The sequence below is a fragment of the uncultured Negativicoccus sp. genome (assembly GCF_902480485.1).
Lineage (GTDB): Bacteria > Bacillota > Negativicutes > Veillonellales > Negativicoccaceae > Negativicoccus > Negativicoccus succinicivorans.
In genome coordinates, this window is record NZ_CABSTC010000005.1 from 14,284 (window position 1) to 31,627 (window position 17,344).

At 53.1% G+C, this 17,344-nt stretch carries 16 protein-coding genes; all 16 read left to right on the forward strand.

What is annotated here, in order from left to right; all coding sequences use genetic code 11:
• Positions 1 to 81: 81 nt before the first annotated feature.
• The 16 genes from rplJ (at position 82) to lysS (ending at position 17,306) form a co-directional block, all read left to right on the forward strand.
• Positions 82 to 612, forward strand: coding sequence for a 50S ribosomal protein L10 (rplJ, locus tag RDN69_RS00825; protein WP_024048578.1), 531 nt, complete (start codon positions 82 to 84; stop codon positions 610 to 612).
• A gap of 29 nt (positions 613 to 641) precedes the next feature.
• Positions 642 to 1,013 (forward strand): 50S ribosomal protein L7/L12, encoded by a 372-nt coding sequence (gene rplL, locus RDN69_RS00830; protein ID WP_034437400.1) that lies wholly within the window; start codon positions 642 to 644, stop codon positions 1,011 to 1,013.
• A gap of 97 nt (positions 1,014 to 1,110) precedes the next feature.
• A complete protein-coding gene (locus RDN69_RS00835; RefSeq protein ID WP_273259504.1) occupies positions 1,111 to 1,464 on the forward strand; it encodes a septum formation initiator family protein in 354 nt (117 codons plus the stop codon).
• A gap of 76 nt (positions 1,465 to 1,540) precedes the next feature.
• A complete protein-coding gene (locus tag RDN69_RS00840) occupies positions 1,541 to 2,008 on the forward strand; it encodes a S1 domain-containing RNA-binding protein (protein WP_159823107.1) in 468 nt (155 codons plus the stop codon).
• A 52-nt stretch (positions 2,009 to 2,060) separates the two neighbouring features.
• Positions 2,061 to 2,954, forward strand: a complete 894-nt coding sequence (locus RDN69_RS00845; protein WP_288218106.1) for a Ppx/GppA phosphatase family protein — start codon at positions 2,061 to 2,063, stop codon at positions 2,952 to 2,954.
• Positions 2,951 to 4,342 (forward strand): tRNA lysidine(34) synthetase TilS, encoded by a 1,392-nt coding sequence (gene tilS / locus RDN69_RS00850; protein WP_288218107.1) that lies wholly within the window; start codon positions 2,951 to 2,953, stop codon positions 4,340 to 4,342. Before RDN69_RS00845 ends, tilS begins: the two co-directional genes overlap by 4 nt.
• Positions 4,308 to 4,847, forward strand: coding sequence for a hypoxanthine phosphoribosyltransferase (hpt, locus tag RDN69_RS00855; protein ID WP_288218108.1), 540 nt, complete (start codon positions 4,308 to 4,310; stop codon positions 4,845 to 4,847). The genes tilS and hpt overlap by 35 nt, the downstream gene beginning before the upstream one ends.
• A 76-nt stretch (positions 4,848 to 4,923) precedes the next feature.
• Complete coding sequence (gene ftsH, locus RDN69_RS00860) at positions 4,924 to 6,921, forward strand: ATP-dependent zinc metalloprotease FtsH (RefSeq protein ID WP_288218109.1); 1,998 nt, start codon at positions 4,924 to 4,926, stop codon at positions 6,919 to 6,921.
• Between the two features lie 137 nt (positions 6,922 to 7,058).
• Positions 7,059 to 8,042, forward strand: coding sequence for a biotin--[acetyl-CoA-carboxylase] ligase (locus RDN69_RS00865; protein ID WP_288218110.1), 984 nt, complete (start codon positions 7,059 to 7,061; stop codon positions 8,040 to 8,042).
• An 11-nt stretch (positions 8,043 to 8,053) separates the two neighbouring features.
• On the forward strand, positions 8,054 to 8,818 hold the full coding sequence (locus RDN69_RS00870) for a type III pantothenate kinase (RefSeq protein WP_288218111.1): 765 nt from the start codon (positions 8,054 to 8,056) through the stop codon (positions 8,816 to 8,818).
• Complete coding sequence (gene dusB, locus RDN69_RS00875) at positions 8,802 to 9,791, forward strand: tRNA dihydrouridine synthase DusB (protein ID WP_288218112.1); 990 nt, start codon at positions 8,802 to 8,804, stop codon at positions 9,789 to 9,791. Before RDN69_RS00870 ends, dusB begins: the two co-directional genes overlap by 17 nt.
• 104 nt (positions 9,792 to 9,895) lie before the next feature.
• Complete coding sequence (greA, locus tag RDN69_RS00880; protein ID WP_024047988.1) at positions 9,896 to 10,381, forward strand: transcription elongation factor GreA; 486 nt, start codon at positions 9,896 to 9,898, stop codon at positions 10,379 to 10,381.
• A 314-nt stretch (positions 10,382 to 10,695) separates the two neighbouring features.
• Positions 10,696 to 13,008 (forward strand): ornithine decarboxylase, encoded by a 2,313-nt coding sequence (speC, locus tag RDN69_RS00885; RefSeq protein ID WP_288218113.1) that lies wholly within the window; start codon positions 10,696 to 10,698, stop codon positions 13,006 to 13,008.
• Between the two features lie 55 nt (positions 13,009 to 13,063).
• Positions 13,064 to 14,401, forward strand: coding sequence for a putrescine-ornithine antiporter (gene potE / locus RDN69_RS00890; RefSeq protein ID WP_024048472.1), 1,338 nt, complete (start codon positions 13,064 to 13,066; stop codon positions 14,399 to 14,401).
• Positions 14,402 to 14,547: 146 nt separating this feature from the next.
• Positions 14,548 to 15,468, forward strand: coding sequence for a LysR family transcriptional regulator (locus RDN69_RS00895; protein ID WP_288218114.1), 921 nt, complete (start codon positions 14,548 to 14,550; stop codon positions 15,466 to 15,468).
• A gap of 344 nt (positions 15,469 to 15,812) precedes the next feature.
• A complete protein-coding gene (gene lysS, locus RDN69_RS00900; RefSeq protein ID WP_374042369.1) occupies positions 15,813 to 17,306 on the forward strand; it encodes a lysine--tRNA ligase in 1,494 nt (497 codons plus the stop codon).
• The last annotated feature ends 38 nt before the right edge of the window (positions 17,307 to 17,344 follow it).

Consider the following 17,344-nt stretch of genomic DNA (forward strand, 5'->3'; position numbering starts at 1 on the left):
CGACCTCGTCACAAGCGGGGTCGTTTTTTCTTAGCTAACGTGCTAAATATAAAAAATCTTTCACAAAAGGAGGTGTCACCATTGGCAGGAACACCGCAAAAAAAGCAAGTCATTGATGAAATGCGTGGTAAATTGGAAAGCGCGAAAGGCGCTGTTTTGGTCGAATATGTCGGCTTAAACGTAGCGACCGCCATCCAATTACGTCGCAAATTCTTGGAACACGGCGTTCACTATCAGGTTATTAAAAATACCTTGACCGCGATTGCGGCCAGAGACCTGGGCTTGGGCGAATTCGCCGATCATTTGACCGGTCCGAACGCGATTGCGATTTCGGAATCCGACGCGGTTGCGCCGGCAAAAGCACTCAAAGAATTTATCGATGAAACGAAGAGCGAAGCGATTACCGTAAAAGCGGGTCTGCTCGAAGGAGCGGTCATCGGTGTCGACGAAGTACAGCATCTGGCTGACTTGCCGAGCCGTGAAGTGCTCTTGGCCAAAGTGGTCGGCAGCATGCAGGCGCCGATTACCGGCTTTGTACGTTGTCTGCAGGGCAACATTACCAACCTCGTGTATGTACTCGAGGCCATTCGTAAACAAAAAGAAAGCGCTTAATTAGCGGATATATTTAAGGAGGAACTATAATGACTAAAGAAGAACTTATGCAAGCCATTGAAGAGATGTCGGTTCTCGAACTCGCCGATCTCGTAAAAGCTATGGAAGAAAAATTCGGTGTTTCGGCAGCAGCTCCGGTAGCGGTAGCAGCAGCTGGTCCGGCGGCAGCTGGCGCAGCGGCGGAAGAAAAATCCGAATTCAACGTTGTACTCGCTGAAGTCGGCGCGTCCAAACTGAAAGTTATTAAAGTCGTTCGTGAAGCGACCGGCTTGGGCCTGAAAGAAGCGAAAGCTCTCGTTGACGGTGCTCCGGGCAACGTCAAAGAAGGCGTTTCCAAAGAAGACGCGGAAGCTTTGAAAGCACAACTCGAAGAAGCTGGCGCGAAAGTCGAATTGAAATAATCGACCTGCAAAAAAAACGTCCCTGCGGGGACGTTTTTTTATTGCGCTAAATGCGGTTGAATATGATACAATGAACGCGTACAGAAAGGGAATCGCAATGACCAAACACAGCCCACAGAAACCGCTGCAGACAAATCCCGCCCAAGTGCCGCTTTCAAAGCAGCCGCCGGTGAGGCGCCGTAAGCCGTCGCTATGGTCGAAAAACATAAAACATTGGGGACTCGGCATGATCATTGTTTTCGTTGTCGTTTTTCTCGGCATCAAGGCCTGGGAATACTACGAGTTGCATCAGGAAATGATTCGTGTCGAACAACAGCAGCAGCAGTTGGAAGCCGAACAGCGCGAGCTGGAGGCGGAAAAAGCAAAATATAACGATCCGAAAGCCGTGGAGCAGGCGGCGCGGGAGCAACTGGGTCTGGTAAAACCCAACGAAGTTCCCTATATCCGTTAACATTGCATGCGATCGGATTATTTCGTATAATGAAGATACTTATTCAGTTGTTACCTAAGGAGGATATTATCAGCGCATGAGCGTAACAGTCGGAAGCATAGTCGAAGGAGTCGTCACGGGCTTGGCGAAGTTCGGGGCATTTGTCGAACTGCCGGACAAAAAAGTAGGATTGGTGCATATTTCAGAGGTGGCGCATGAATACGTCAGCGACATCAATGAGTATTTAGCGGTAGACCAGAAAGTCAAAGTCAAAGTCGTTTCGATGGACGACAACGGCAAAATCGCTCTTTCGATGAAGCAGGCTCAGCCGCGACCGCAGGCAGCAAGTGCGCCGGCACCGCGTTATAATGACGCCGGTAAAGCGCCCTATACCGATCGGCGATCGCCCGCCGCGAAGCGAGGCGGCAACCGTCGTTCCCATGGGCCGAGTTCGTTTGAAGATAAACTCAGCCGCTTTCTGAAAGACAGCGACGAACGCCTGAGTGATTTGAAACGTAACACCGAATCCAAGCGCGGCGGACGCGGCGCGCGACGGTCCGATTAACGGTTAATGACCGGGCATCCTGCAAAGGGTGCTTTTTTTATAGGAGGCAACTATGAAACAGGCGGTACTGGATATCGGTACGAATTCGGTACGTTTACTGGTCGCGGAAACAGTGGCAGATGAGACGACCACATTGCGCAAAGATATTCGAGCGACACGGCTCGGCGACGGCTTGGCAGCGGGCGAACCACTCAATGAGGCGGCGAAAAATCGTACTCTCACGGGGATTCAAGAACTTGTCGACGAAGCGCGCGAAGCGGGCGTCGAACGGTGGAGAATTGTCGGCACGAATGCGCTGCGTGAGGCGAGCGACGGCGAAGTGTTCGCGCGGCAAGTGGCTCAGCTCGTCGGCGCGCCGGTACGTATTATCAGCGGCGTCGACGAAGCGCGTTACGGCTATCTCGGCGCGGTCAAGACAAACAGTCTGGTGACGGCGGTCGTCGATATCGGCGGCGGCAGCACGGAAATCGGTGTCGGTTTCGGCGGCGATCTCGGCGCGGCGGTGAGCATGCCCCTGGGAGCGGTGCGCGGTACACGCGATTTTGATATGATGACGACGCGCGGCATCGCCGAATTGAAAAAACATTGCTTTGCCGTATTGAAAGAAGCAACGACCGAAGTGCAAGGGGTGAAAAGCTGGATCGGGGTCGGCGGTACCATGACGAGTATCGTCTCGATGCTGTTGGAACTCGAACCTTATGATGCCGAAAAAGTGCAGGGCTACGTGCTCGCGTATGAGGATCTGCACGCGCTACGTGAACGTCTGACGGGCATGTCGTATGAAGAGCGAACGAAGCTGCCCGGGTTGGCGCGCGAGCGGGCGGATATTATCGTAGCGGGCGCGGTCGTCGCGGAAAGTTTACTGGAATATTTTGCGTTGCCGGAAATTACCGTAAGCGATCAGGATTTACTGGAAGGAGTCTATAGGGAGGCTTATCTCTTGTGACGAATTTTGTCGCGAAAGTGAATGCTTTCGTGCGGGGCGAGACGTTGTTTGCGCCGGGCGACAGCATCTTGATCGGTTGTAGCGGCGGACCGGATTCACTGGCCCTCGCGCTCTACCTGGCGGCGGTGCAAAAAGAGTTTCACATCACCGCGGGGCTCGCGTATGTCCATCACCATTTACGCGCGGCGGCGGATGCGGAAGTCGAATTCGTGCGCGCCTTGGCGCAAGACTTGAAATGGCCCTTCTACCGGTTGGACGCCGATGTGCCGCGGGCGGTGCAAACGACTGGAGAATCGGTCGAAACCGCGGCGCGGGCATTGCGTTACCGAGCGCTTGGAAAGTTGCGCGAGCAAGAGGGATATACCCTGCTTGCCGTGGCGCATCATGCCGATGACCAAGCGGAAACCGTGCTTCATCATGTATTGCGCGGTACGGGTCTGACGGGGCTTGGCGGCATGCGGGCGCGAAACGGCAGTATCGTGCGCCCGTTTCTCGGCGTCACACGGGCGGAAATCGAAACCTATTTGACGCATTTTCCGTACACGCCCTGTCTGGATGAGACGAATACGGATACGACCTATTTGCGAAATGCGTTGCGCCATGAAGTGCTGCCGTATCTTGCGCAATATAATCCGCGCATCCGCGAGCACTTGGTACAGCTCGCGACCACGGCCGCCGCGGATGATGAATATTTGGACCATGTCATTGCCGATGTTCTCACGCGAATCACGCATCGTGAAGCGGAGACTATTGTTGTTTCCCGCGACGCGTTCAACAACCTACCGACCGCATTGCAACGGCGCGTCGTTCGCAAGTTGTGGCGAGAAGAAAGCGGCACAACGCTTTCGTTCGCGCATACCGAACGTCTTGTCGCCTGGTTCGCGACGGGAGAAACCGGCACCGAACAGACCTTATACGGTTTGACGGCGGTGCTGACCGCGACCGATGCGTGGCTCGCACCGCAAGCGGCAGCCGTTGCGGAAGCAGCAGCGGTGACGCGGACGGCGCACGATCCGCTGACGCTTGGGGACGTGCGGGTGCGGATCCGAACGCTTGCGGCAAGTGAAACGGCGCCATGGGTCATTCCGGCGCGCGTTCTGACCGGTCCCTTGACGCTGCGTTACCGGCGCGCCGGCGATCGGATCCCGTTTCCTTTCGGCACGAAAAAATTGAGCGATTATTTTATTGACAGTAAAGTGCCGCGCCGTTGTCGTGACAGCGTCGTATTGCTCGCCGATGACAGGCACGTATACGCGGCCTTTGATTATTTTACATTACATGATTTTTCAGGTGTTGCAACGGTCAATGACCGGCCGGAACGGCTGGCGATTGATGTGCAGAGGAGGACAAATAATGCATCCGAATATCGCCAAAATACTGGTGACTGAAGAAGAGATCCGTGATCGTGTCGCAGTGTTGGGACAGGAGATTACCAACGACTACCGCGGCAAAAAATTGCTTTTAGTCGGCATTTTGAAAGGTTCCGCGGTGTTCATGGCCGATTTGATGCGCCAAATCGATTTGGACGTGCAAATTGATTTTATGGTGGTTTCGAGCTACAGCAACAGCACGCAGTCGCAGGGGCATATTCAGATCCGTAAAGACTTGAGCACGGATATTAACGGCCGCGACGTGCTGGTGGTGGAAGATATGATCGACTCGGGCACGACGCTGTACTATCTGAATGAGATCCTGCAAGTGCGCGGCGCCAACTCCGTCGAATTTGTCACTCTTTTGAATAAGCCGTCGCGCCGTGAAAAACAGGTCGACGTACGTTACATCGGTTTTGACGTGCCGAATGAATTCGTCGTCGGCTATGGCATTGACTTCGCGGAAAATTATCGCAATCTTCCTTTCGTGGGTGTACTCCACCCGGAGTGCTATGAATCATAATTGTAAAAAAATTCTCAGCATGATAAAATGAAATGACATTCTGTTGGGAATTGACCCATGGGAAAGGGGAAGTCATTTGAATCGATTTATTAAAAACGTCAGCTTGTACGTTTTGCTGATTATTATTGCGGTATCGATGTTCACCAACTTTGTGGAACCGCAGGAAAAGAAGTCGGATCTTACCTATTCGAATTTCTTGACGCAAGTCGAACAGAAAAATGTGGAATATGTCACGCTGACCAATAATTCCATTAGCGGCAAGCTTAAAAACGGCACGGAATTTACCACCTACGCACCGGATAATGATGCGCAGTTGTTGCCGATTTTACGCGCCAATAACGTGACTATTCAGGCCAAGCCGCCGGAACAACCGTCCTGGTGGCTGAGTATGTTGACTTCGCTGTTGCCGATTTTGCTTTTGATCGGCGTCTGGTTCTTTATCATGAATCAAACGCAGGGCGGCGGCGGTCGCGTGATGAACTTCGGTAAATCGCGCGCGAAAATGCATGAAGAAGGCAAAGTGCATGTTACCTTTGCCGATGTCGCCGGCGAAGAAGAAGCCAAACAGGAATTGACGGAAGTCGTTGATTTCCTGAAACATCCGGGTAAATATAACGCCATCGGCGCGCGGATCCCGAAAGGCATCTTGCTCTTCGGTCCGCCCGGTACCGGTAAAACGCTCCTGGCGAAAGCCGTTGCCGGCGAAGCGAATGTGCCGTTTTTCAGTATCAGCGGCTCGGACTTCGTCGAAATGTTTGTCGGTGTCGGCGCGTCCCGCGTCCGCGATCTGTTTGTCCAGGCGAAGAAGAACGCGCCCTGCATCGTCTTTATTGATGAAATCGATGCGGTCGGTCGCCAGCGCGGCTCCGGCCTCGGCGGCGGTCATGATGAACGTGAACAAACGCTGAACCAGCTCTTGGTCGAGATGGATGGCTTCGGCGCGAACGAAGGCATTATTACGCTCGCGGCGACGAACCGCCCGGATATTTTGGATCCGGCGCTCTTGCGTCCGGGGCGTTTTGACCGTCAGGTCGTAGTCAGCCGTCCGGATTTGCGCGGCCGGGAAGCGATCCTGAAAGTCCACGCGAAAAATAAACCTTTGGAAGGCGATATCGACCTTAAGATTATCGCCAAGAAAACGCCGGGCTTTACCGGCGCGGACCTGGCCAACCTCTTAAACGAAGCGGCGCTGTTGGCGGCGCGGCAAAACAAGAAGACGATCGGCATGGCGGAACTCGAAGAAGCGAGTGAAAAAGTCGCCTACGGTCCGGAACGTCGCAGCCATGTCGTGAGTGAACGCGAACGCAAAATCACCGCCTACCACGAATCGGGGCACGCGATTATCGCCGAACTGATGCCGGAAGCGGATAAAGTTCACAAAGTGACGATCGTACCGCGCGGCCAGGCGGGCGGCTATACCATGACGCTGCCGCAGGAAGAACGCGCGTACATTACCAAATCGCAACTCTTGTCCGAAATTCGCGTTTTGATGGGCGGTCGCGTAGCGGAAGAAATCACATTCAACGAGATCTCTTCCGGCGCCTCCAACGATTTGGAACGCGTCACTCAGATTTTGCGCAATATGATTATGCGCTGGGGCATGAGCACGCGCTTGGGACCGATCACGTTCGGGGAACATCAGGAACAGATTTTCCTCGGCAAGCAACTCGGCTCCGAGCGCAACTACGGCGAAGACATTGCCACCGCGATTGACGAAGAAATGCGTAAATACGCGGAAGAAGCCTACGCGGAAACGAAAAAGCTGTTGCTTGAAAATCGGGATGTATTGGAAGCGATGGCGCAGGCGCTTTTGGAATTCGAAACGATCGACTCCAAGCAGGTCGCCAATCTCTTTAAATACAAATCGATCACGCCGCCGCCGGGAGCCGAGCAGGCGGAGGACCTCGATGACGGAACCACGGTGGAAGCACCGCCGCTTCCGGATCCGACGGCCGAACAGCCGTGGCGTCAACCGCCGCCGGTGCCGCCGGTTCTTCCGAAGCAGGGGCCGGAAACACCGCCTTCACCAAGCGGTGATGTGCCGCCGAAAGATCGCTGGCATCGCGAGGATTGAACATACAAAAAACGACTGCATCTTAGGATGCGGTCGTTTTTTTGTATGTTAACGGAAGCGCGCGGATAACTTGACAAATTGTAAACCTGTTTTTATAATAAGAATACATTTACTACCTAAAAAAGGAGTGACAAAGCATGCGCAATAAGATTTTGGATTACTTTCGAAACGCTCACGGCGAGTACGTTTCCGGGCAGCAAATTTCCGATGATCTGCACGTTTCGCGAACGGCCATTTGGAAGCATATCAAGGTTCTTAAAGAACGCGGTTACGTATTTGAGTCGAGTACGCGCAAGGGGTATCGGCTGCTGCATGCACCCAACCTTTTGACGGAACTTGAAATTAACAGTGTACTTTCCACCGAATCATTCGGGCACAATATTATTTATCGCGAGACCGCGCCCTCCACGAATGCCATCGCCAAGGAAGAAGCGCGGCGCGGCGCGCCGGAAGGAACGATTGTGGTCGCCGAAGAGCAGACCGGCGGTCGCGGTCGTCTGCAGCGCGCCTGGTTTTCCCCTTATGCGAAGGGGATTTGGTTCTCGCTGATTTTACGGCCGCATTTTTCGCCGCTCGAAGCGTCGAAGTGCACGCTGCTGGCCGCCGTCGCGCTGGTGCGCGCGTTCCATCAGGCGGGTCTTACCGAAGCGGGGATCAAATGGCCGAATGATTTGTTGGTGAACCGTCGTAAAATCGTCGGCATCCTGACGGAAATGGACGCGACGATGGAAGAGATCAATTACATTGTCATGGGGATGGGGATCAATACCGATGTCGCCCGTGTCGATTTGCCGGAAGACCTGCGGGATAAAGCGACCTCGTTTTTGCTGGAAGGCGTACGTATTCCGCGCAAAGAATTGCTCAATTTGATTTTGATGGAGCTCGAAACACTGTATACGGAAGTAGAACATAACGGTTTCGCTAACATTCTCGATGAATGGCGCAAATATTCGGTGACGCTCGGTCGGGATATCAATGTCATTACACCGGGTTACACCTACAGCGGTAAAGCGATCGATATTGATTCCGACGGTTGCCTCCTGGTGGAAACGGATCATGGTGTCGAACGCGTACTGGCGGGCGAAGTTTCGATTCGCTACAAAGATGAAGCGACGCTGTAAAGGAGAAGCCTATGCTACTTGTCATGGACGTCGGCAATACGAATATCGTACTCGGCGTATTTGAAGGTCACGAGCTCAAGGATTCGTGGCGGATTTCTACGGATCGTTTGCGGACGACCGATGAATACGGCGTATTAATCGGCAACTTATTCCACTACAACAAGGTCAAAATGAGGGATGTGGAAGCGATTATGGTATCGTCCGTTGTGCCTCCGGTCAATCCGACGTTGGAGCGAATGGCGCTGCGTTACTTTAACGTGCAAGCGACATTTGTCGGTCCGGGCACGAAAACCGGCATGAATATCAAATATGAAAATCCGCGAGAAGTCGGCGCGGACCGTATCGTCAACGCCGTGGCCGCCTACGAACGTTTTGGCGGACCGCTGGTTGTCATTGATTTCGGTACGGCGACGACCTATTGCGCCATTTCGGGAAAAGGCGATTACTTGGGCGGCGCGATTGCCCCCGGCGTCGGCATTTCGATGGAAGCGCTGTTCCAGCGCGCCGCGAAGTTGCCGCGTATCGAACTCAAGAAAACGGAAAGCGTCATTTGCAAAAATACGATTGCCAGTATGCAGGCCGGCGTTTTCTACGGTTATGTCGGTCAGGTGGACGGCATCGTCAATCGCATGAAGCAGGAACTGGGCGATGACGCGGCGGTCGTAGCCACCGGCGGTTTGGCGTCGTTGATCGCGGGCGAATCGCAGACGATCGACTATGTCGCGCCAATGTTGACTTTGGAAGGACTTTTACTCTTATATGAACGTAATAAATAATATTCCCGCTATCGGCGGCGTGACGTTGCGCAACTGCGTGGCGCTCGCGCCGATGGCGGGCATTTGCGATCAGACGTACCGACGACTTGCGACGGCGCAGGGCGTCGGTTTCGTTTGTACGGAAATGATCAGCGCCAAAGGGCTTTTATATCACAATGAAAAAACACTGCGCATGTTGGCGCTGGCGGAAGATGAGCATCCGGTCGCGGTGCAGCTCTTCGGACACGTTCCGGAAGAATTGGCGCAAGCGGCGCAAATCGTCGCGCAAGCGGGCGCGGATATCATTGATCTCAACATGGGCTGTCCCGTCGCGAAAGTCGTCAAAAACGGCGACGGTTCGGCGCTTTTGCGTAACGTGCCGCAAGCGGCCGCCTGCATCGCCGCGATGGCGGACGCGGTGGATGTGCCGGTCACGGCGAAAATTCGTCTCGGCTGGGATGATGCTTCCCGCAACGCCGTGACGGTGGCGCGCGCGCTGGCCGCCGCCGGCGCCGACGCGCTCACCGTGCACGGGCGCACGCGCGAGCAGGGTTACAGCGGTCAAGCGGATTGGCGGGCGATCGCTGAAGTCGTCGCCGCGGTCGAGATTCCCATTTGGGGAAACGGCGATGTGGTGGACGGACCGAGCGCGGCCCGACTGCTTGCGGAAACCAACGCGGCCGGCGTCGCCATCGGTCGCGCCGCCATGGGCAATCCCTTTATTTTTCATGAAGTCACGACCTATCTCGCGAGCGGTAAAGTCGTCGCGCCGCCGACGGAGGCGGAACGCTTGACCATGTGCCGACGGCACTTGCATATGCTCGCCGACGAAAAAGGGGAAGCGGTCGCCGTTCGGCAAATGCGCACGCACGCGATCGGCTACCTGCGCGGCCTGCGCAACTCCGCCGCTTTACGACGCGAATTGATGCGGGCGGAAACGCTCGCGCGCTGGGATGAACTCCTGATGAAAGCGCTTTCTTTTGTCACGGTGTAGTATACAAATGTGCGTGGACTCAGTTCGCGTACTGTGATATAATTCAAATAATATTGTTTTGCCTATATGGTATTTATTTATGTAAGTTAGGAGCTTGGAACGATATGACGCAGGGAATGGAAGTCAGCGCCGCTTTCTTGGAAGAAATGAAAGAGGAGCTTGCTCAATTAAAATCAAAGACCCGTTTGGAAGTGGCGGAACGCTTGAAGGAAGCCATCGCGCTCGGGGATTTAAGTGAAAATTCGGAATATGAAGACGCCAAAAATCAGCAGGCGTTTGTCGAAGGCCGGATCGCCGAACTGGAAGAACGCATTCGCAACGCGGTGATTATCGCCAATCCGAAAGGAAAGAAAGTATCGCTCGGTTCGGTCGTCACCATCAAAGACCAAAACGGGGAAACGCTTGAATATACGATCGTTGGTTCCGCGGAAGCGGATCCGTTTGAAGATAAAATCTCCAACGAATCCCCCGTAGGCAAAGCATTGATCGGTAAGAAAGCCAAAGATAAAGTAACGGTGCAGGCGCCGGAGCAGGTACTGGAATACGAGATCGTTAAAGTAGTCAATACTGCCGGCAAAAAGAAAGCGTAAGACCTTTCCATAAGAGACTCGAAAGAAGAGGAAAATACAAAAAAATGTAATTTTTCTCTTCTTTTTATGTAAAAAAATTATGATCTTTGAAAAATATCGGTTAACAAACATTAAAAATTGCGAAAAATTTGCGCATAAAGAAGCCTTGAGGATTCACGCTCGGGGCTTCTTTTTTTATAAGTGAAAGCTTGACTTATAGCTTTGCTGTATTATTCAAAACGCGCCGACCCGCCTATACTGATAGTGAGGACAACAGGCATTGATTAAGCGCGCAGTCGATGCCATGGTAAAAAAATGTACAGGAGGATTGTCTCATGGAACTGTTAAACGTCATCTGCAGCAAGGCTGCATACGAATGCTTTGACTTGCTTTCCGATCGTGAAGTTCTTTTTTTAGAAGATGTCATCGATAATTTCGAGGTGGATTTAACTTCGGCGGCGGTCGTGATCGTCACGGAAGATGAAACGAATTGCCTGCAACAATTCATCGATTCGGCGCTGAATATTCCGATGTTCGTTATCCGCACGCGTCGGGGCACTCAAATTCCGCTGGATCTCCTGGCGGCCGGCGTTCACGTCATGGACGTCAACGAATTTGATCGCGACCTGTTCGGACGTCAGATCGAACAGGCGGCCAAAGATTATGAAAAAGGAATTTTACCCCCGTTCTTCCGTGAAATGACCGAATATGTGGGAACCGGTAACATGACGCTGGCGACGCCGGGCCACCATGGCGGTCAGTTCTTCCGTAAACATCCGGCCGGACGTGCGCTTTACGACTGGTTCGGTGAAAATCTGTTCCGCTCCGATATGAGCTCGTCCGACGTACGCATGGGCGACCTTCTGATTCACGAAGGGGCGCCGGCAGAAGCGGAAAAACACGCAGCGAAAGTGTTTAACGCCGACTCGACCTACTTCGTCATGAACGGTACGTCGACGGCCAATAAAGTCGTCATCAACGCGCTCTTACACCCGGGCGACGTCGTACTGTTCGACCGCAACAACCACAAATCCGTGCACCACGGCGCGTTGGTACAGGTCGGCGCGAAACCGGTTTATTTGGAAACCGGACGAAACCCGTTCGGTTTTATCGGCGGCGTGGATGAACATTGCTTTGAAGAAGACTATCTGCGCGCGGAAATCGTCAAAGTCGATCCGGAAAAAGCTAAAGCGAAGCGTCCGTTCCGTTTGGCGCTGATCCAGCTCGGTACCTATGACGGCACGATTTATAACGCGCGTCAGGTCATCGACCGTATCGGTCACCTGTGCGACTACATTCTTTTCGACTCCGCTTGGGTCGGCTATGAACAATTCATTCCGATGCTGCGCGACTGCAGTCCGCTACTTTTGGAACTCGGACCGGATGATCCGGGCGTCATGGTTACGCAGTCGGTTCACAAACAGCTCGCCGGCTTCTCGCAGGCTTCCCAAATTCATAAAAAAGACAGTCACATTAAAGATCAGCCGCGGTACTGCAACGATGACTGCTTCAATAACGCGTTCATGTTGCACGCGTCGACCTCGCCGTTCTACGCGATTTTCGCCTCGCTGGACGTCAACGCGAAAATTCACGAAGGTGAAGCGGGCCGCAAACTGTGGGCCGATACCGTTAAACTCGGCGTTGATATCCGCAAAGAAATCATCAAAAACTGTCATTATTTCAAACCGTTTATTCCGGAAACAATCGACGGTAAAGCGTGGGAAGATTACGACACCAATATCATCGCCAACGATGTCCGCTTCTTCCGCATGAACCCGAAAGACAGCTGGCACGGCTTTGAAGCGTACGGCAAGAACCAGTACGTCATCGATCCGTGTAAGTTACTCCTCTACACGCCGGGCATCAACAAAAAAACATGGGAATATGAAGACTTCGGTATTCCTGCGGGATTGCTTTCCAACTACCTGCGGGAACACGGTATGACACCGGAAAAGAGCGACTTGAACTCGATTCTCTTCCTGCTCACGCCGGCGGAAACCTACACGAAGATGCAGAACCTCATTTCGCTCCTCGTGCGGTTTGAAACTTGTCTGGACGAAGACCTTCCGCTGTCGCAAGTATTGCCGAAGATTTATAAACAAAACGAAGCCCGTTATAAAGGTTACACCATTCGTCAACTCTGCCAGGAAATGCACGATTTCTATAAATCGCGTCACGTCAACATCTTGCAGAAACGCTTGTTCCGCAAAGAGTACATGCCGGAAATCGCGATGAGCGCGAAAGACGCGAACTATGAATTCGTCTCGGGCAACTGGGAAAAAGTCACCCTCGATCAGATCAAAGGGCGCGTCGCTCTGGAAGGCGCGTTGCCGTACCCGCCGGGAATCATCACGATTGATCCGGGCGAACGCTGGGGCGACACCGTCATCGAATATTTCCGTGCCTTGGAAGATACGATCAATCTGTTACCGGGATTTGCCGGTGAAATTCAGGGCGTGCACTTCGCCGAAATCGACGGCAAAACGCGCGCGGTAGCGTATGTTTTGAAAGACGAAAGCGTCATTCAAAACGCGCAACCGAACCGCGCCGATTCCAAAGAGAAAGCGACGAGCGCGACGACGACGGCAAAAAAAGAAAGAACCGATCATCAAGCGGCCACCAAAGAGGCAGCAGGCAAGCGCCGCTAAAACGACGAAAAATAATCGCCCGAGTGGCGATTGTATCTAAAAGGATGCGATCAATATGTCACAAACAGCAAAAAAAATGGGCGTCGTTCAGCTGACTATTATTACAGCGGTTAACATGATGGGCTCCGGCATCATCATGTTGCCCGCCAAGCTGGCGTCCGTTGGTACGATCTCGATCCTCTCCTGGCTGGTGACGGCGGTAGGGTCGATGTGTTTGGCTTACTGTTTTGCCCAGTGCAGCATGTTCAGCAGAGAACAGGGCGGCATGGGAGGCTACGCCGACAACGCGTTCGGCAAGGCCGGCAATTTTCTTTGCAACTATACATACTCGTTTTCATTGATCATCGCCAACGTCGCGATCGCGATTTCCGCGGTCGGCTACGGCACGGAATTTATGGATATGAAGCTGTCGGCGTTGGGCGTAGGCCTCGCAACGATTGCGACCCTTTGGATCACTTCGGTACTGAACTTCGGTGGCGCCGGCATCACCGGCAAAATCGGTTCCGTTACTGTTTGGGGCGTGATTATTCCGGTCGTCGGCATCAGTCTGATCGGCTGGTTCTGGTTTGATCCCACGCTTTATATCAACTCATGGAACCCGCACGGCCTGCCTTTCATGGAAGGCGTCAGCGAGTCGATTACGCTAACCCTCTGGTCGTTCTTGGGTTTGGAATCCGCCTGCGCCAACAGCGACGCGGTGGAAAATCCGGAAAAGAACGTACCGATTGCGGTGTTGGGCGGCACGCTGGGAGCAGCGATCGTTTACATTGCCTCGACCAACGTCATGGCGGGGATAGTGCCGATTGATCAGTTGGCTGCTTCCAACGCACCGTTCGGCTTTGTCTTTGCGCATATGTTCAGTCCGATTGCCGGCAAGATCGTCATGGGTCTGATGACGCTCGCCTGCCTCGGCTCGCTTTTGGGCTGGCAGTTCACGACCGCGCAGGTATTGAAGTCGTCGGCGGACGTCGGCTACTTCCCGCGCGTGTTCTCGAAAGTCACTCGCGCCAACGCGCCGGTCGCCGGCATGATCGTCATGACCATCATCGAAACCGTCATCGCGTTCGCGACCATTTCTCCGAGTCTGATGGAACAGTTCAGCGCGATCGTCGATCTCGCGGTCGTCACCAACCTCGTTCCCTATGTGCTTTCGATGGCCGCTTTGCCGATTATTTTGCATAAAGCGGGCGTGTCGAAACAAAAACGGTTTACCACGCACGCGGTCAACCTCATTGCTACCGCGTACAGCTTCTACGCCCTGTATGCTTGCGGCGAATTCGCGCTGGCCTACGGCGGTCTGGTCACTTTCTTGGGATGGACATTTTATGGCTTTATCGCCAATCGATTTGAAATTCGTCGGCCCGAAGAAAAGGTGACGACAAGTCAAACTTGATACTTCATATAAGGGTTGTCTTGGGATGCTTCATACCGCTTGTCTTGTGTGAAAGTAATAAATTCGATACAATTACATCGTGAGACAACAAGCTATTTGAACAGGTGGAGATTAACTCCACCTTGTTCTCGCATTGGGGGATTACGATGAACCTGGATTTTTATCGCAACTTTGTTACTGTGGCGGAATCCTACACCGTAAGCGAAGCGGCGCGACGTTTAAACATCGCGCAGCCGGCCTTATCTGCGCAAATTAAAAGCCTGGAGTCGTACTACGGCGTTCAGCTGATTAAAACCAAACAGGGCAGTCGTCATTTGGAACTGACGGCCGCCGGTGAACTTTTATATCGGCGGATGCGCCACATTTTAAATGCGACGGATGTACTGCGGACCGACCTGAAGATGGTCGCTTTCAACGAATTGGAGACGGTCGCGATCGGCACGGTGCCGGATCTTTCCATGGCTGTCGGCGAATATGTCGTCGACTACTCCGAAAAGCATCCGGATCGCCGCTGGCGCATCAGCGTCAATGATATCGACGCGCTCGCCGAGCATTTGGAACGCGGGGAGATCCACTGCATTATTACGCCGTTTGCTCCGGCGCAGGCGTTTATGTACACTTTGGAGGGCGCGTTTACCAGACCGATTTACGCGATCGGGAACAAGGATCACCCGCTATTGAAAGACAAGCAACATGTACGAATGACATCCCTGACCAAGGAACCGATTTGCTTGGCGACGGAATTGGAAGACGGATTTTTCCGCGGCTGTCGTGAAGAACATGTCGAAATTCCCGTCGGTATGCGCTGCACCTCGACGGCAACCGTGGTCGATGTGGCGCTACGCTGTAACCGGATCGCGGTCATCGGCGGGGAAGTGTCGCCGTGGCTGGCTCCTTACGTTACGGCGGTCCCGCTGCGCAGCAAGTACCTGCGGGCCGAACATTACGTTTACACCAAAAAAGGAGCGGAGATCCCGAAAGTGATGCGTCAATTTCTCGACCATCTCAAAGAACGGGAGGACTATCGACCCGATTTCCCGCGCTCCGAGACCTCCGCGGAGGTTTGACACTCGAAAAGTGGTTTGCTATAATTTATGAAACACAAGATTGTTAATAAATTAAATTGGCAACCAGTGGGAGGTCCGGTATGGAAGGGCAATTAGACGCGGTATACTTACGTTGCGTGCAGCCGTTATCGCCGGCACGTCGTGTGATCTTGCCGCGCAAGGCGACAGATGCCAAACCGACGTTTCGTCGGTAAAATATTTTTCAACACACCAAGAAAATTCATTACGGCTATGTCGACTTAAAAGGAGAGAATACCATGGATAACGCACAAAACGAACAGGCTAATGTACAGAATGAACACGTTTCCGAATTGGAACAACTGCACGAAGGCGAATCGGAGCAGATGCAGATCCGCCGTGAAAAGCTGCAGAAAATTTACGATTTGGGTTTAACGCCGTTCGGTCAGAAATTTGACTGGACGCATCATAATCAGCAGATTATTGACGAATTTGCCGACTTGGAAGAGAAGGAAGTCGCGATTGCCGGTCGTATTATGGCGATCCGCGATCACGGCAAAACGGCGTTCTTGAATTTGCGTGACTTCACCGGCGACATTCAAGTCTACTTGCGCCAAGATGAAATTTCAGAGCTCGAATACCAGCTGTTTCAGCTGCTGGATATCGGCGATATCGTCGGAATTAACGGCAAGGTATTCAAAACGCACAAGGGTGAAATCACCGTGCGCGTGGAAAAACTGACCTTGCTTTCGAAGGGCTTGCGTCCGTTGCCGAACAAATGGCAGGGCTTGAAAGATCCGGAAATCCGTTACCGTCAACGTTACGTCGACCTGATCATGAACCCGCAAGTGCGTGACACCTTCAAAAAGCGTTCGCAGATTATCAACTGCATTCGCGAATGGCTCACCGATCACGGCTTCATGGAAGTCGAAACACCGATGATGCAGACGATCTACGGCGGCGCGGCCGCGCGTCCGTTCATCACGCACCACAACGCGCATAACATGGATGTGTACATGCGAATCTCGCCGGAATTGTACCTGAAGAGATTGGTCGTCGGCGGTTTCGAACGCGTCTTTGAAATCAACCGTAACTTCCGTAACGAAGGTATCGACAACCGTCACAATCCGGAATTCACGATGCTGGAAACGTACCAGGCGTATGGCAACTTTGAAGACGCCATCTACCAGACGGAACAGATCGTCTCCTACTGCGCGCAGAAGGTGCTCGGCACGATGAAAATTAATTATCAGGGCACGGAAATCGATCTCACTCCGCCGTGGAACCGCATGACCATGCCGGAAGCGGTCAAGAAATTCTCGGGCGAAGACTTTGATCAGGTAGAAACGATTGAAGAAGCGCGCGCGATCGCGGATCGCCTCGGTGCGGAATACACGGAACATGACGGTATCGGCAAGATCCTGAACGCCTGCTTTGAAGAAGTGGCGGAAGAAAAACTGATTCAGCCGACCTTTATTTTCGGTCACCCGCTGGAAATTTCGCCGCTCGCCAAACAGAATAAAGAAAATCCGTCGATTACCGACCGCTTTGAAGCATTTATTTTCGGTCGCGAACTCGCCAACGGTTACTCCGAATTGAATGATCCGATCGATCAGCGCGGTCGCTTTGAACAGCAAATGCGCGAATTCGAATTGGGCGATGACGAAGCCCATCAGATGGACGAAGACTTCGTCGCCGCTTTGGAATACGGCTTGCCGCCGACCGGCGGTTTGGGCATCGGGATTGATCGCATGATCATGTTCCTGACGGATGCCGCATCCATTCGTGATGTCATCCTGTTCCCGCTGATGCGTCCGGAAGAAGGACGTGCCGGCCGCGGTGACAACGCGGAAGAAACATCGGACAACGAAGAAAAATAAAAGGCATAACTAAAAAGAGACCCCGCGGGGTCTCTTTT

Excerpts from the sequence above, each read along its gene's own strand:
- potE (WP_024048472.1), top strand. The coding sequence starts at position 13,064 with ATGTCACAAACAGCAAAAAAAATGGGCGTCGTTCAGCTGACTATTATT.
- RDN69_RS00870 (WP_288218111.1), top strand. The coding sequence starts at position 8,054 with ATGCTACTTGTCATGGACGTCGGCAATACGAATATCGTACTCGGCGTA.
- hpt (WP_288218108.1), top strand. The coding sequence starts at position 4,308 with ATGCATCCGAATATCGCCAAAATACTGGTGACTGAAGAAGAGATCCGT.
- RDN69_RS00840 (WP_159823107.1), top strand. The coding sequence starts at position 1,541 with ATGAGCGTAACAGTCGGAAGCATAGTCGAAGGAGTCGTCACGGGCTTG.
- RDN69_RS00835 (WP_273259504.1), top strand. The coding sequence starts at position 1,111 with ATGACCAAACACAGCCCACAGAAACCGCTGCAGACAAATCCCGCCCAA.
- RDN69_RS00845 (WP_288218106.1), top strand. The coding sequence starts at position 2,061 with ATGAAACAGGCGGTACTGGATATCGGTACGAATTCGGTACGTTTACTG.
- RDN69_RS00895 (WP_288218114.1), top strand. The coding sequence starts at position 14,548 with ATGAACCTGGATTTTTATCGCAACTTTGTTACTGTGGCGGAATCCTAC.
- greA (WP_024047988.1), top strand. The coding sequence starts at position 9,896 with ATGACGCAGGGAATGGAAGTCAGCGCCGCTTTCTTGGAAGAAATGAAA.
- lysS (WP_374042369.1), top strand. The coding sequence starts at position 15,813 with ATGCAGATCCGCCGTGAAAAGCTGCAGAAAATTTACGATTTGGGTTTA.
- rplL (WP_034437400.1), top strand. The coding sequence starts at position 642 with ATGACTAAAGAAGAACTTATGCAAGCCATTGAAGAGATGTCGGTTCTC.
- speC (WP_288218113.1), top strand. The coding sequence starts at position 10,696 with ATGGAACTGTTAAACGTCATCTGCAGCAAGGCTGCATACGAATGCTTT.
- RDN69_RS00865 (WP_288218110.1), top strand. The coding sequence starts at position 7,059 with ATGCGCAATAAGATTTTGGATTACTTTCGAAACGCTCACGGCGAGTAC.
- dusB (WP_288218112.1), top strand. The coding sequence starts at position 8,802 with ATGAACGTAATAAATAATATTCCCGCTATCGGCGGCGTGACGTTGCGC.